Annotated in this window: 1 protein-coding gene and 1 pseudogene; one reads left to right on the top strand and one right to left on the bottom strand. The window is 68.1% G+C overall.

Features of this window, described 5'->3' with window-relative positions; genetic code table 11:
• The coding region (locus tag E1288_RS43570; RefSeq protein ID WP_132494847.1) for a hypothetical protein at positions 1-272 on the bottom strand (272 nt) is incomplete at its 3' end.
• A gap of 1281 nt (positions 273-1553) precedes the next feature.
• Between E1288_RS43570 and E1288_RS43575 the strand changes: the two are divergent.
• Positions 1554-17397: pseudogene (locus tag E1288_RS43575) on the top strand (hypothetical protein); the annotation flags it as partial.

A 17397-nucleotide genomic window follows, 5' to 3' on the forward strand; every position in this document is an offset into this window, starting at 1 on the left:
CTGGTGCTGTGTCTGGGGGTGGGGAAACCTCTGGTGGCCGGAGTGTGCCGGGTGAGCGGGTCGGTGCCGAGGGTGGGGCGGGCACCAAGTCCGTTGTGGACACCAAGTCCGTTGTGGATCCGGTGGGTGTTGTTGCGTCGCGGCCGGGGCAGCCGGGTGACCAGGTCCCGGCCACGCCGGATGCCCAGGTCCCGGCCACGCCGGGTGATCCGGGACGATCCGAGGCCGTCCGGGAAGAGTCCGGTGGCGGGCAGCAGCAGGTGCCGGAACATCGTCGGCAGGTCCCGTCGGGGCCGGATGTTCCGCAGTCAGGCGCCACCGGCGATGGCAGCCCTGGCGAGGTCGTCACGCACTCCGCCCGCGCCCCCGGGAACGAGGGGTTCGGGTTGGGCGGTTCCGCGCAGTCCCAGCCCCACGGTGCAGGTTCCAGGCCGGCACCCAACGCCGAGGAGGTTGTCACCCACAATCAGGCCAACCCGGTCTTCGACCCCACCGGTCAGCCCACCCGCCAACCCGATGGCGTGCGGGAGCCCGGGTCCGAGTCCAGCAGCGTGCCCAGCGGCGAGCGCGGTGATGAGTCGACCAGTGTGCCTGGTCGTGATCGCGGTGGCGAGTCTGGTGGTAGTCGCGAGTTCACCGGCGAGTCTGGTGGTCCAAGCGATCGCGGCGGCGAGTCGGCCAGCGTGCCTGGCCGTGAACGCGGTGATGAATCGGCCAGCACGCCTGGCGGCAGTCGGGAGTTCACCGGCGAGTCTGGTGGTAGCCGTGAACGGGTCGATGAGTCGGCCGGCGTGCCTGGCGGCGAGCGCGGTGATGAGTCGGCCGGTAGGCCTGGCGGTGGTCGGGAGTCGGCTGGTGAGACTGGTGGCGAGTCGACTTCAGCGCGGATTCCTTCTGCTCCGGGTGTTTCCCATGCCGCGGTCGATTCCGGCACTGGTGGTGGCCGTGACGGCGCGACCTCGACACCGACCCAGGTCCCGGCTGCGGCGACCGGCACCGGCACCGGCACCGGCACCGGCACCGGCACCGGGTCGGGTTCTGGTTCGGGGACGGGGCAGGGTTCCGGTCAGGCGCCGGCGACCGGCCCGGCGTCGCAGGTTCCTGCGGCGGCTGCCTCGGGTGTCCCCGGGGCTGTTACGGCCGGTATGGCTGGGGGCACTTCGGGGGCGGCTGTCTCGGGTTCTGCGCCGGTGGGGATCTCGGGTTCTGCGTCGGTGGGGACGTCGGCCGGGTCGGCTGGGACCACTGGCGGGTCGGGTACGGCTGGTGGGCCGGGTGTGTTGGCGGCGGGGTCGGGGTCGTCGGGCCGCGGTGTGCCGTCGCTGAGGGCTGGGACGGTGCGTCCGGGGATGCCGGGCCGGGTCGATGATGGTTCCCATTCTGGTGGGGCGCGGGAGGTGACGGCGGCCGCGGGTGTCGGTGACGGTGCTGACTCGTCGCAGGCGGTGGAGTCGTCGTCGGTGGTGGAGAAGGTTGGTGGCGGTCGGCCGCCGGGACCGGGCGTGACGTCCGGGTCGGGTTCGAAGCCGGGGTCGCGGCGTGATGTGTTGGCGATGTTGGTTGCTGCTGATCCGGATTTGCGGTCGTATGCGGGGTTGTTGGGGGATCCGGAGGCGTTGCCGGCGAAGTTGCGGGCGTATGCGGCTAAGCCGAAGAAGGATCTGCGGTTGGCCAACGCCGGGGTCACGTCGTTCATGTGGTTGAACACGATCCTGCCTGGCCGGGTTAATCAGTTGGCGTTGACGGGCAAGTACGGGCCGGAAACGCTGCTGGGCTTGTATGAGTTGCTGCTTCGTCAGCCCCGGCAGGGTGACCGGGCGCGCGAGATCGCGTCGGTGGTGGCCGAGCTGCTGGGGGTGCAGCCCGATCCGGGTTCGTGGAACCCGCGGGACTGGTTCGGCCTCTCGAAGGGGCGGGGTCTGCCGGCGACCCGCGGCGAGAAGACCGCGGCGGAGAACGTCGGCGAGAAGACTGCGGCGGAGGTCCTTGACGAGAAATCCGCGGCGGAGGTCCTTCACGAGAAGACCCGCTCGAACGATCCCGACGACCGGGACGGTCTGGACTCCGACGAGCGGGCCCTGCTCGCCGAGGAGTCCGATGCGGCTTCGATCTTCTCGGCCGTCTCCGATGAGTCCGACCGAACCGATACGACCTCCCTCGCGGAGATCGAGGACAACGACACGGGCCAGGTACGGGAGATCCCCCTCGAATTCGTCGATCCCATGCTCGGCATGGGCGGTTCCGTCGACGCCTTGTGGTCCGGGGGTGCCGACCCGCAGGTCGAAACCTTCATCGAGACGTTGGCTACGGCGGTGGCGGATACGCCGACGGTGGAGTCGCATTCGGACGACAAGAAAGCGCGGCTGGCGGGATACCTGGAACGGCAGCGCATCCTCGACATGGACGCCGTCGGCCGGCTCGGCGAATATGTTCGTGGCCTGGTGGACCGAATCCTGCTCGCCGAGGTGCACAGCGCCGGACTCGACACCCGTACCCGGTGGGTCGCGGACGGACTCCACGCGCGGGCAGAGCAGAACAATCTCCCCGGTGGCGCGCCGCCGGAGGCAGGTGCCGGGCCGTCGCTGGCGGCGGAAGACCAACGACTGTTCGACGCGATCACGGCATCCTGGCCGTCCTCACATGTGCGTGGTTCGTCCCCCGACGACCAACCACGCTCCGACGTGACGCTGGATTACACGCTGGCTGGATTCCGCGGCATGGTCGACGGGTTCGACAAGGCGCTGGTCTTCCAGGCAAAGGCGTTGGGACCGGGACGCAACGATCGGGCCGGCGGGCCAGGCATGCCCAATTACCCGCTCGCTTATCTGGGCGACGGCCTGGTGGCGATGAGACGGGTCGAACAATTGCTACGCGGGTCAAGAAACGTCGGCGGTGTGCGGGCGCTGGTGTTCGCGCCGGACACGCGCAAGGGGTTCGTCCTGGTGCGGCGTGGCAACGACGTCCATATTTTCGGCATGCACGACGGCAAGGCGGCGCGACCGGGCGATCTGGATGGTGCCGAGCCGCTGTTCGGGGTGGCCTACATGCCTGACGGCAGGCTGCTCTTCGGTCGTCAGACCGCATTGACGGACGGGCAGATTTCCAAGCTCGCCGAGAAATACGCGAATATACCGCCGACCGTAGACGCGGACCCGCTGGCGATATTGAGCCTGACGATGATGGAGGATGTGCAGGCGGCCGTCGGGAACCTGCCAGCTGACGCGGCCAAGCGATGGACGCTGACGCCCATTTCGATCGGCCGCGGGCCGGGTGCTTTATCCCAGGTCCGAGACCTGCTCAGGTTGCGGGGTGAGGGTGCGACCGCGGTGCTGGTAGACCCTGCCGGGCACCAGGCTTTCACCATGCGGCGCGAGGGTGACAGCGACGTAGCCGTCTCGCGGCACCACAACGGCAAGTCGGACGACATGACCGGCAGCGATGCTCGCATTGGCGCCGACAATGTCTACGCCATCGCGATGGACGCGGACGGGTCGGCGCTTCTTGGCGATCAGGCTGTCGCCACGGTGAGTGAGGATCGGGCGGCGAGGTTCGAGGAGCTGCGGAGCGAGCTGCCGAAGCCTGCACATTTTGGCCTGTTCAGGTACGGCGACGCTCGCCGGTTCGTGAAGTCCGGCGCGGCCGAACTCGCTTTGGTGCGGGAGGACGAGATCCGGCAGGCGCGCATCGCGCGGATCGGCAAGAAGCGAGCCGAGCCTGGCGGTGAGCCGCCTCAGCTTGGCCAGAGCATGTGGACCGCGCCGGTCGTCATGGGCGGGACGCTGAACGGCGTGATCGAAGCGGTGCGTGCGGACGAAGGCGGCGCCGCGACCGCGATCGTGCTGGACGGCGAATCGCGTGAGGCCTACATCGTTGAGCGCCAACCGGGCGGTGCCAATAACGTGGCGGTGTGGCTGGCCGACGGAGACCCGGTCCCGGTCGATCCCGCCATACTGGGTAATCTGCGCAGGATCTTGGTGGTCGGCAAGCGGTCTGACGGATCGGTCTTCCCGCCCGGCTCGTTCACCGAGCCCGCTCGGCGGCGTTTCGACGAGGAGCTCCTGCGACAGGCACGCTCGGGCCTGACCTGGGACACCTGGCGGGAGGTGCGGAAAGCGGTCCGGCAGGAGGTCGACGGGCCCAGCGCGCTCGAGCAGGGAATCACGGGCAACGACCTCACGTTCGTCGCGGCCAACCAGGTGCGCAAGGATCCGGCGCGGAAACCGTCTGAGGTGGTCCAGCGGTGGGCCGACGACCTGGGAATCGGCCGGCAGGAGCGCGACGGGGCCGCGTCCGGGGCGGAGTCGAGGGCGATGCCGTCGCAGGCGTGGACCCCGCAGCGGGTCGTCAGCGTGGGCAAGGCCGCTGCGATGCCGGTGCGCGCCCTGCGCCAGATCTCGGACCCGCTGGCGCAGGATCTGATGCAGCTGGCGCAGGCGATCGTCGACAGCGTCCACCATTTCACCGGGCCCTACAGGAGGCCCGATATCGACCGCAATGGCCTGGACCTGCCACCAGAGCTCCGCTCGGTGAAGCTGGATGAGCAGCTCAAGAACAAGCCGCCGAACCTGCACCTGAAAGCCCCGCTGGTCCACCTTGCTGCTCAACACCTCATCGAGCTCGGTATCGACGCGGCCAGCATCCGGGACATCCGCAACAGCTCGCAGGCGATCGGACGTCAGCTCGGTACCGCGCGGCCGACGGCCGCGTCGTTGTCATGGCCGGACACGAACCGGGGCCGGCTGTACGAGGTGAGCGAACGGGAACTGCGTCGAGCCTTGCCGCGGGTGCAGATGCAACCCAACCCCCGGATTCCCGGCGCGTTTCTGGCCGAGGTGCTGAGCAAGGCGGAGCGCCTGCCATCGGACGAGACCTCCACCACTGGACGGGAAGCACCCTCCAGCGCGGCGCAGGCCGCGCCACCGGCCGTGACTCCTGCGCGATACGCCGGGCAGTCCGGAGAGCAGGCCATCGAAGGCGCCCTGGGACGACTGCGGGAGAGGTGGCACAGCGCCCGTTCGACGCCTGTCCCGCCGCCGGTGCCGTCACCGCCATTCGCGCCATCCCTTTTCCCTGGCGATGTCGGGGAATTCAGCATCAGCGACGCCCTGGAGGTAATCGAAGCCCTCGACACTTCCGCATCCTTCGGGATGCCTGGGGCGGGGCCGGTGCGCCGGATACCGCCGGTGCAGCCGGACGACGACGATTACGAGGCGGCTCTCGGCATCCTCGACGAGCTGAGCGAGCACGACGAGCCAGACCTGGAAATTCCCGCTTACCGGTTGGCGCTGGACGCCATCGCATGGCGGCTGAAGAACGAGCCCGACGAGTCCGTCGTACGTGGCGATGCGATGGACATCATTGCCGCCCTTGAGACGAGCGAACCTCTCGACGTGACGGGTGGAAGCGGGACGCTGCGTTCGCTCCAGGACATCCTCGACGCCGCCGACGAGCTGGAGGTCGACAGCAGCATCGCGCAGTCCGCGCGGCTGCTGTTCGAGGAGATCGACCTGCGTGATCCCGACGATCTCGATTTTGTCGACGAAGCCGAGTCCGCCATCACCCTCATCGCTGCCGAAGCGAAGCTGGTCGAGGACTCTGAGGCGCTGGTCCGGTATGCCGAAGGGCTTAGCCGCATCACGCGCTCGGTCCGCCCGGAATGGGTTCTCCGCCGGAAGTATCCGCATCTTTTCCAGGACGACGGCCCGCCGGCCGCGACGACGGAACCTGACCCGGATGTCGCAGAGCCGCAGGCGAAGAGGCGCCGGCTTGAGCCGGCGGCATCCGACGCCGACCGGATTGAGCAGGCTGAGTCCCCGTCGGCTCTGGTGGCGCTCGCAGGCCGCGAGAGCCTGCAACCAGACGGGTCTGCGGGACCGTCGCGGGTGCGCTGGATTCCGCGGGCGAGCGAGAGCGATGCCCAGGTACCGGCAGCTCGCGCCATCCTGGGCCTGGTAAGCGATTTCGAGCGACTGGAGCAGGACGCTCTGCGGTATCCCGAGGCGCTCAGCGCTGTCGTGTGGCTGCTGCGAAATGAGGCCGACAGGGGCCGGGTCGCGCAGGACGCCGAATCGGTCGTCGCCGGCCTGGGCATGCCCCGTGACGGGAGCGGTCCGGACACGAGTTCGGGCGCGGAGGTGCGGACCGTCGAGGACATGACCACGCTGGCGGACTCGATGGAGTTCGACGCGGCGGACATGCAGGACGCGCGACGGATCTTTGACGAGGTCGACATCCGTGGTGTCGGCGACGGCGCTGCCCACCACGACCTCAGAAACTATGACGCGGAGTCCCGGGCCGCCATCGCTTTGATCGCCGACAGCGCCAAGGGGCGGCACCAGGTAGCGGTGCTCCTGAGCCATATCTCGGGGACGTTGCGTCCGGAATGGGCTCTCGAGCACCGGTTCCGTCCTGGGCTCGGCGGCGGTGCCACCACGCCAGAGAACGCGCCGGGGCGGGCCAATGTCCGGCAGACGGTGGACGAAGTCTTGGCCGAGCTTCGGGAGGACATCAACACCAACTTGGAGGCAGCGGAAGTCGCGCTGCGCGAGCTACCCGGTCGGGATGACCTGGTAGCGGAGGCGATGGAGGTGCTGGCCGAGTCGGCCCCGTTGTTGAGCGACGAGCAGCGGGAGTGGTTGGCTCCGCTGGTTGCTGCGGACCGGATGGACCCAGCGACCCGCGACGAGACGACAGAGCAGGTGAGCGCCTGGTTCGGCCAGGAGTCTGACCTGCGGGTGGACGACGTATTGGCCGAGCTTCGGGAGGCCATCGAGACCAATTTGGAGGCAGCGGAAGTCGCGCTGCGCGAGCTACCCGGTCGGGATGACCGGGTAGCAGAGGCGATGGAGGTGCTGGCCGAGTCGGCCCCGTTGTTGAGCGACGAGCAGCGGGAGTGGTTGGCTCCGCTGGTTGCCGCGGACCGGATGGACCCAGCGACCGGCGACGAGACGACAAGGCAGGCGAGGGCCTGGTTCGGCGCGGAGTCTGACCTGCGGGCGGCATGGCTGGAGGAGCGGCTGAAGGCGGAGGCCGCGATCCGGCAGCCCCCGAGCGAGGAAGCGTTGCGTAGCGCGGACAAGCTGATCGCCGCGGCGTTCGACGCGGGCGAGATCAGTGATGCCGACAAGCGTGACGAGGAGCTGGCCGGGGCTATCAGGACGATGATCGCCACCGCGACGAGCAGCGGGGGTTGGGCTGCCGGGTTGCAGGTGGCGGACGAGATCGCCGCGGACCGCGGCAGCATGGCGCGTGAGTGGACGCAGGACCGTCTCGATGTCGAGGGGTACGTGGCGTCGGCGGCGCTGGACGAACTGGGCGACCCCGAGTACGTGGCGCGGCTGCGGGAGCCGGCGCTGGATCTGGCGTTGTCGTCGATCAATCCGTTGCCGAAGATCAGTGGTTTCCCGCAGCTCAGCCGTTCACCGGTGGAGGCGGCTCGCGACGTTCTCGCGTGGCGGATGCACCAGGCGGGCGGGCCCGGTGTGGCCAGTCTCGGCGAGGGCGAGGCTTTGGCCGCCCAGATCGGTAGCGTGCCGGCTCTGCGCTGGGAGCCGCGGCATGTCGAGCTGGCGGCGGCCGGCCTGCGCGCCGACCCCGAACAGTTCGCCCCCGCATTCGCGGCCGTCGTCACGAACAGCAGTGACCTGCGCACCCAGGTGCATGGCTACAACCAGACGGCCATCGCGCAGGTGACTGCGGCGATCACGGCGAGAAGCGGGAACACCATCCCAGTGGATGTGGTTGCCAACGCGTTGGTGCGGCTGCTCGGCATCGAGCCGCTGAGTCCGGGCATGGTCGCCGCCCTCTACGCCGACGCTGGCGCGCCGCGAGGGCAGGTCATGCCCGACTCGGCTGTCACGTACTTCAGCAGGGCCGAATTCGCCCGCAACGGTTACGACCCCGAACAGATCGCCTGGCTGGTCAATCACCTCGAACACGAGGCCGAGGGTCGTCTCAGCCTGGACCAAATCGCCGACTACCTGGCCGTGGAAACAAGGACGGAGCCGTGGTCGGGCAAGAAATTCGATGCGTTCCGCGAGCAGACCCTCCTTCGTGGCGCGGTCGATCCGGCCGTGCGGGAGGCAGCGAATCAGCACAGCCCGGCGCTGCTGGCCCGCCTGCGGTATTCGCAGGACGACGTGGCCACGGCGCTGCAGAACGCCATCGACGCCAGCGCCGTTGTAGTCGAACCGGAAGCGTTGTCCAGGCACGTCGCCCGCGCGCTCGGCACGGAGAAATGGACCTGGGAGAAGTTCGAGCAGGTGCGCGCCGCGGCGCCGGCAGAGGCCGATCTCGATCATGAGCTGCGCGGGATCGTCCAGTGGCATGTCGGAACCGCCGAAGTGTTCGGTGCCAAGTTCGGTGCCAGCTTCGAGTTCACCGCTGTCGCCGCTGTCGTGCAGTCGGTCTGGGAGCAGGAAGGCCGCAAGGTGCCCATCGGGCGCATCGCGGAGAACATCTCCCGCGAGCTCCGGTTGGGCGGGGGGAACCGGCGGCAGTTCGACGAGCAACTGGCGGAGGCGCCGTCGCTGGCTTCGGTCAGTGCGGACACCGACGCGGAGGTGTTGCGAGTCGTCGATATGCAGCTGCTCCGCGAGGACGGCATCAACCTCGACGACATGGCACGGGTCGTTGAGCAGGCCAGGACCGAGTGGCGCAGCTACGCGCCGCTGATGGCGCTGGTGATGGGCGTCGAAGCGTGGACACGCACACGCTTCGCCCGCTATCTCGCGCACGCGCCAGAGCTTGCTGACATTCCGCCGGACTTCCGGCCGTCAATCGCCGCGGAAGATCGGGAGTGGCTGCTTGAACAGGGCCTCGACCCGGACGACGTGATCCGGGTGGCCGACCGCATCGTCGAGAATAGCGATAACAGCGTCAGCGCGGGGTTTGTGGCGGACAACATCATCCGGTCCTTCAAGACCGCTGCGCCCGAGCCATCCTCATCCGCTGACGGTGAGCCTGGCCCGAATCGGCGTCTGTTCACCCGCCAGGTGCTCAGCGACGAAATCCACTCCAGCGGCGAGAGGCCTGCAGTCGAGGCCCGCACCGTGACCGCGGTGCAGGCATTGTTCGACCCGTACCTGCTCAAACTGCACAAGCTGGATCCGGAGGCGGTGGCCTCTGTCGTGAAGACGGAGGCGGCGGCCAACGACATGTCCGTGGTGCAGGCCGCCAGGTGGATCGCCAACGACAGCGGTCTCGTCCGTAGCTTCACCCCGTTGCACCGCCGGCAAGTCACCGGCGCCCGGGTGGCGGAGGTCAAGGCGGAGGCCGACCGGTCCGCCGACCTGTTCGCGGAGATCGACGCTGACCTGCGAGAAATCGACCCCGCGTCGCTCGACAGGGCCGAAGACACGGCGGAAGCCAGCGCGCGTGCGACTCGGACGGCGTGGGAGCAGGCTCAGCAGCGGCTGACCGACGCGGCGGCCAACCTGGACGTTGAGCGGGGCCGGCACGCTGACCTGCTTCGTGAGATCGATCAGACCCCTGCGGGCACTCTGCCGACACAGGACTCGGACGAGCGTCTTGCCGGGTCCGCGGCGGCGGTGGAGCGGGCGAAGCGACTCGTGCGGGAAGCCTCGGACGTTGTGTCCGCCACCCACCTCTCGTGGCAGGTGACCGACGCCGGGCTTGCCCAGCTGCGAGAAGCCCGTGCCGAGCTCATCGACCAGATCGAGACCGTCCACGGCAAGGCCGAGCGCCTGGTGGACAGGGTCCGCGCCAGGTCCCGGGAGGCGAGCCGCGTCGAAGCCGACACGCGCGAGGCCGCGCAGACCTACCGAGCCAAGATCGCCGAAGCCGCGCAGGCTATCGAGAAACTCACCTCCCCTGGGCTCGACGGGGAGCAGCGACGGGAAGCCGAGTCGCTGCTCTCGCGGGACCTCGACGATATGACCGAGCGGGACAACCGGATCGCCGAAGCGGCTGACCAGTCGGAGCTCCTGCACGACGCGGCCAAGGCCCTCGGCTCGGAGTTGCGCGAGCAGCACGAGACGCTGAACGCGGCCATCGAGAGGTACCAGACCGTTGCCGCCGCCACCGCTGCGATGGTCGAGCGGGAAGCCGAGCTCCAATTGCTTGCTATGAGCTCAATGCTGACCATCGAGAGCCTTGAGGACGTCTCGTCGCTGGTCGACGCGGTGGCCGAGTACAGCGGAGAGGACCGTGCGGCCATCGAGTCGCAGATCCGCGAGATGAGCCTGGTCGAGCTCGCCGCAGCATTCACCAGCGGGGAGCTGCCGATCCAGACCGCCGCGGGTGACCGGATCCTGGTCCCGGTGCAGGTCGATCTGTATCGGCCGCCGGGCAGTGCCGCGCCGTCCACGCTGGCGCCCATCACGGTCGAGTCGAGCGGCACGGAGGACCGTGACGTCGACACTCAGGAGGCATCGGCCAGGGCGGCCATGCGGATCCCGCTGGGGACGATCGAGCCGACGTCGATCTCTAACGCCTTCGTCCGCCCCCTGGTGTGGGCCGGGCCGGCGGTGGACTCGCGCCATGACCTCGACTACACCGAAATCAACCTGGTCATGGAGGGCGACGGCGGCCGCCCGGCCATCGCGGCAACGATGACCGTCCGGGTCGGGTCCGGCGCCGAGGGGCGGCGACCCGCGGTGGCGATCCTGGATGCGGGCCTGCGCGTGGCGCGCATTACGCCGGTCAAAGCAGCCGAGGATGAGGACACCGTCGAGCTGACGCCGGAGGACATTGACCGCTTCGCCGAGAACGGCATTCGGCTACCGAAGGAGATCACCGAGGCGATCACCGCCGGGACGCGGGTCCGCCTTGTCGGCTTGACCGGGGGGAGCCGGGCCGAGGAGCACAAGGTCGAGTTCAACACGTCTCAGCTCGAAGGCGTCGAGCTCGCCGGCGGTGGCGGCTTGGCCGCCGGCGAGATTCTGGGACTCGCCGGGCTAATGGGCGGGCTCAACGTGGAAGGCGGGTTCGGTACCTACAACGGCCCCTTCTCGATGGTCTACCTGGAGAACAAGGTGAAGGCGCTCTACGGCCGGCTGGTCTACGAGGTGGGTGACCACCGGGTAGCGATGCCGGCGCACGTGGCCATCCGTGCCGGCTTGCCTGTTCCCCGCCATTTGACGCAGTCGAAGGACATCGAGGTGCCGCCCGAGAGCCGTGCCCCCGCCTTCCTGGTGGCGCCGGGAGAAGTGAAGGAGGTGCCCGAGCCGAAGGTCCGCGAGTTCGCCGAGATGGTCTCCGAGAGATTTGCACTTGGCACTCAGGGCAAGGCCGCTCTGTGGGACGCCCTTGGCGGGCACCCCGACGCCGGCCGGGGCGAGCTTGCCGCGGAGAAGGCCACCGAGGCGATGCGCAGTGCGACGGCCGGTGAGTTCGCGTTCACCTGGGTGGAGGCCGACGGCAGGGCACATCGGGTCGCGGTGCGCATCGAGGCGGAGGTGCCCAACAGTTTCCAGCCGTCCTCCGAGCGCTCGAGGACCTGGGAGGACAACCGCCTGAACCTGCGTGGCCGCTTGAGTTCTGTCAACCGGTTCTTGCGGTTCGTCTTCGGGCTCTTCTCGTTCCTGAGGGGCAAGCCGAGCTCCTGGAACATGCCGAGCACGGGCGTCAGCGCCGGTTTCAACGTGCGGCGCACCAACATGCAGGGCTGGGCGACGGAGAACGCACGTGGGTACACCGCGGAGAACCTCGTCGAGGGCTACGCGAACGCGCGGGTGGCGGGCGTACACACCTCCTGGCAGCTGCCGAACTTGGCACAGAGTTTGCTGGCCGGCGGCACGATGATCGGCTCGGACGTGCGTGGTCGCCGGGCCGCGCCGACGGCCGCTGACGCGCAGCTGGCGGGCCTCACGCCTGGTGACTCGCTGTATCCACATGAGACGGAGCGTGCGGAGCCCGGCGATGCGCCCGGTTCCCCGGACTCGCGGTCGTTGTCCAGGCCGAAGGCGTTCCGGAAGGTGCTGCGCAAGGACGAGTCCGGCAATAAGCTTCCGCCCGAGCCGCAAGCCGTGCCGTCGCCGCGGCAGGGAGTATTCAGCGAGCGCATCGAAAACGCGGTCCTGCTGGCGGTGCCGGAGAGCAAGCTCGCCTGGGCGACCAAGCCGTTGCCCGCCAGTGAGGTCGAGGAGCGGACGTATCTCGGGTCGCTGCCGGACGGTGTCACCTTCCGCATGCTCGAACCCAAGAAGGTGGGGAACTTCGCGCTCCCGCAGACGGTGCGGGTCAGCCCCGCCGACCGGGCTGCCGCGGAGCTGTCGGGTGCTCGTTCGCTGGTCCCCGCCGACGGTGGACGGCCGGATGCGCCCCAGCACAAGCCGCCATGGCTATTCAAGACGTGGTCGAGCCCCGAGGGGCTGAAGGCCTTCACCGAGGTCTTGCCCGACGGGACGACGACGGAGTACCGGTACGAGGCACCTCCGCACAAGGGATCCGGCGACGCGGTGGGCCGACTGGTCGATACGTTCGATAGCTACGGCGCTCATCGAGTGGACGCCGACCTCGCGCTCAGTGGCCGGAAGCAGGAGGTGCCCGAGCTGGCGACCGGCGGCCTGTGGTCGCGGCTGCTCACCAAGAAAGTCCACACCAGCGAGTTCGGCAACTACCGGCTGCTGAGCGCGCAGAGCGCCAAGGACTCCCCTGAGTTGTACCGCTATGCCAGCCAGTTGCCGCTGATGGTCAGGTCGCGTTCTCGGGGATACCAACTGGCCGTGCGGATCCTGCTGTCGCTGATCAGCGTTATGCCCGGCAGCGCTGGGCGGGTGCTGGGCAACCTGCTGGGGCTGTACAACAGGGACCTCGGAAGCACCGTGCTGAAGGCTCCGGGCCCGTTGCAGGCGCTCCCGTACTCCGGTCCCACGGCGGTCTTCGTCGTCGACCGGAAGACGACCTACGAGACGTCCAGCCGCGCGGTCAACTGGTTGATCAACAGCCGGCTGCCGGGAGGGCCGGCGATCTCGGTGGTGCCCAACGCCGCGGTGATCGTGATGCCGCTGGAGGACGCCATCAGCTTGTACGAGGCGGACGGCGAGGAGGTGCCGCCCGAGCTGCTCAAGGAGCTGGAGAAGCACCGGAAGGAGCAGGCGGATGCCCGGGCGACGGCGGAGGCGGAGCTCGAGCCTCATCGGGCTCGGATCAAGGAGTGGATCGACGCCGGTGCGACGGTCGCGACGATCGTGCAGCGGCTGCGTGACGATCACGACCTGTCGGAGTCGGTGTCGGAGTCGTCGGTTCGTCGTTGGATCGAGGCGTCCCCGGTACAGACCCTGCTGCCGGAGAACCCGGGAGACTACCGTTCGCACAACGGGACGATGGTGGAGTCGTCCGAAATACACGGGCAGCAGCCCCTTGCCGAGGTCGAGCGGGCACTCGATTTCCTGCAGGTGACCGATGCCGAGTTCCGCGACAAGATCCTGCAGCCGATCGAGGAAGTGCTGGCTGGACCGCACGGGCATGTCACGTTGAGCGACGCCCTGGCGGGCAGGACGACGGAGCAGGGCGCGGTGCTGTCGATCGTCAATCCGGCGAGCAAGGGCTGGCGGCGGCTGTTCGGGTTCCACGAAGTGGTCAACGTGCGGATCTCCGCGGAAAGGTCGGACCACGAGGACGAGACGCCGGTGCGGCGTTCCCCGGTGATGCCGACGTCGATGTCCTCCGTCGCCTTCTCGATCGTGCTCACGTCGCTGACCAAGGCCAGGACCCTGGTGTTCGGCGGCGGTTCCCAGGTCGGCGGCGCGCACGCCGAACCGCGTCCCGGCGGGGGGGCGGACACGTTCGGCGGGGCCAGCACCGGACTCGTGGCGGTCCGCGAGAAGACGAAGGTGACCATCCTGGACGGCAGCGCCAAGGAGGAGCGCGGCGTCAGCACCACGCAAAAGCTCGTCGCCCGCACCGACTTGAAGGTGAAGCACACGCTGGAGTTCTCGCGGCACGAAAAGCCCAGCTTCTTGCTCAAGGCGGTCACGCTGGGTCATGCGGTTGACAGGGACGTGCTACCGCGGCGGGACGGTCGGCCGCAGGCTCCGGCGAAGCTGGGGAAGAAGTCGCCGCCGCCGGAGGGAGGGGGAAGCGCCGCGGTGTCGGTGCCGGCGACTGTGCTCGGGAAGGTGGGGCTGATTTCGCCGCAAGCCGGGTTCGCTCCGGCGCTGCAGCGCCCGGCACAGGGGCCCTCGGTGACCGTCCACGCCACGCTGCCGGACGGCGCGAGCCCCGTCTTGGAGGCCGGCGACGGCCTCCAAAGCCTGGCCATCGGCGAGTACACCTCCAAGGCGTTCGAGTCGGTGTTGAAGGCTCAGCTGGGAAATGCTCCGCTGCCGCCGGGCGCGTTCGTAGCGGACCTGGTCAACAATGCTCCGCTGCGGCCGGGCGCGGTCACGGCAACGGACCTGGAGAACGCGGCGGCCAAGGAGTCGCGCTACACCGAGGAAGGCAGTGTCGGCCGGCTCGTGCTGGACATGCTCTCGCGCGGCAGCACGGTACGCGGCGGTATGCACGCCATGGCTCACAGCAACGACCGCTACGGGGCCGAGAAGGTTGTGGTGCGACGGGGTTTCCGCAAGAGCCGGATGAACGTCAGTGTCCACGCCAAGCCCATTCCTGCCGAGTTCACGCTGCTGAAGAAGGTGCCGCCGGAGGCGGGCGCGACGCTGGGCACGATCGACCAGCTCAGCAAACGGTTCGGCGAGTCCGAGGCCACGGCGGTGGGCGCGGCGGCGGGGTTGCGCGGCGAGGGAATGGGCGTCCGTGCGGAGGGTGAGGGTGCCGTCAACCCGAATGCCCGGGTAATCCCGGAGGGCAACGTGATCGCCGAGCACGACACGCATTTCGAGTCGGATCGGGGGGCGACGAACCGGGCGAAGAACAACGTCTACAACGGCGAGAAGTACGTATTCCGCGGTAGCTGGCAGTACTTCCTGTCGGTGAAGACCCGCCACCAGCGCAGTGTGACGCAGGTGGACGCGCACGACGACAGCATCGTCATGGTGACCGGTGATCTCGCACTGCGCCTCGGCATGACCGACCTGGGCCAGCTATGGCAGCAGGAATCCGTCGCGGTGCCCAAGGGGGTCGTAGTCGGCAGTGCTCCCGGGCGAACCGGAGCGTTCATGCATGGCCTCGGCCAGCCGTACGAGCCGGCGCGGCCCGCGTCGCGTCAGGACGACCTGACCAGGGGCCGCAACCTGGACATCGGGCCCGGTGTGACCATGAACCAGGTGGTCGGCTACCTTGTCGGGCTGCCGGCGGCCCTGCGGCCTGCCACGTACACCTTCGCCCAGGGCGTCGTCTTCACCGAGCAGCAACTGCGCGATGTGCTGACCAACGCCATCCAGCTCAACTGGCGCGGGCAGCAGGTGCGCCACCTGCTCAACGCGATCTACCCCGGCGACGAGGTCGGCAAACACACGCAGCGGGAACGCGCCCACGCGATCGCCGAGCGCGAGATGAACCTTTACACGGAGCAAGCGTGGCACCTCGGCCCCCGCCTGCACAACGATCTGCACGACGTCATCGTCTTCGACCTGGTGACCCGGGGCGAGGGCGCGGCGCTCGATCGCGCCAGGAACATCCGCCAGGATCTGGACCTGCCGGCGGCACCCATCCCCAGCACCGGCCGCCCGGCGGCGGACCCGGACGCCATTGAACCGGCACCACCGGCGTCCACCCCGGAGGTAACGGACGTCGCCGGTGAACGGGAGCTGGAACGCGGCCGGGAGGGTTCGGCGCTGCATGCCTCACGTGTGCTTCGTTCGCTGGTTGCGGATCGGGTGGGCGTGGAGGAAGACGCTGTTACTGATGAGCAGGTCGGTGAGTTCGTCAGGTCCCAGCCGGGCCCGGATGAGGTCGGCCCCCTGCTGGACCGGATCCAGACCGCCCGCGACCTGCTTAGCAAGGTCAGCGACCAGTCGGAAAGCCGACGTAGGCATTACGTCGCCGCTATCGGCGAGATCAGCACGCTGCTGGGCAACCCCGAGCTGAACCGCGATGCCGTCGTCGGGATCGCCAGGGAGATCGCGCGTGGGCTGGGGACACTCCGGGCTGAGCTGAGGACCGCCTCTGATCAGTCGTTTGCCGTTGACCGCGGAGCCGGTCAGGAGCCGTTGACGAGTGAAGCCGATATCTACGCCGCCGCGGAGGCTCTGAGGCATCTGAGGCATCTGAGGCCGGATTACAACGACCTGAAGGCCGCGCAGCGAATCGTCAGCGAAACCAACCTGTTTGACACCCCGGTTAACCCTGCTTATGTCGATCTCGACGGTGAAATCGGCTGGGTTTCCCCGTTCAACACGGTGTCTCGCCTCGTTGCCGAGAAGATCGCGAACCGCCCCCGGGGGTGGAATGAGGCTCGTCTGAAGCGGTACTCCGCTGAACTCGGACGCGTTCTGCGCACCGAGAATCCGAGGTGGGTGGTGCGTAGGGAGCTGGAGAAGCTGAGGGGCGGCGCCGGTCCCGGCGACGCGACTCAGCAGCCCTCCGAACGGCGTGCCGAGGAGAGCAAGGTGCAGTTGGCGTCGTTCAAGCAGGTTCCCCTCGCGCCTGACGCGAGCCCGGCGGAGAGGTTGCTGGAGTTCTATAAGGCGAATCCGGGCCGCCCCATACCTATGCGCATTCTGCAGCAGGTGGGGTGGCCGAAACGGCGGCTAGACAATCCCGCTAAGCCGAGCCTTATCAGGTTCCATAACGCTTCGATCCAAAAGAGTTTGGGTGGCGGAGGTTTCGAGGAGTCGAGCGGCTGGATTGTCACCGAGACACGTGGTGGCGAGACGGCTTATATGTATGTGCCCAAGATGCCGGTGGCCGATATCGATAGTCGAACGGGGCACCGGTTCACCGCGGCCGATTGGGGTAGTTTATTAGAGGCAATCCCGTTGAAGGTGCTGAATTTCTTCGTGCAGGCGCCGGGGGAAGAGTTCTTGCATGGTGAGATTCGGAAGAGTATCTGGGGTCCGAACTCCCGAAGCACAGATCATATTGTTGAAGGAACAATCTCGAAAGTCAACAATGTGTTGAGGCGGCACGGTGCCGGGATCATTGTTTCGCACCCGTCCGGAAAAAAGGATGGCGGCGAGAGTTCGTGGTGGTATACGACGACCGGTGCGCCAGGGGATCGGCTGATTGCTCCGTCCATGATCAAAGATCTGGTGGAAAAGGTGTGGTCGCGCGGGAATTCGCCGCGGGCTAAGGGCTTGTTGATGAAGACGCCTCACCGGTGGGGGTGGTTGGAGCGCGATGAGTTCAAGGTGATGGGTGAGCTGAAAGCCCAGGAGCCGGGGACGCGGTTGAAGCTCGTGGACGCCTCGGTCACGAGTCGGATCACGGCCCAGTTGAACGCGGTCCTGCAACCCGGTTCAGGTTGGGTTGAGGGTGACCGCCACCGAGGGATCGTGTTCTTTCCGGGTCAGGGTGGGGTGGAGCTGGAGGAGG

Origin of the sequence: Saccharopolyspora elongata (assembly GCF_004348985.1) — a bacterium.
GTDB lineage: Bacteria > Actinomycetota > Actinomycetes > Mycobacteriales > Pseudonocardiaceae > Saccharopolyspora > Saccharopolyspora elongata.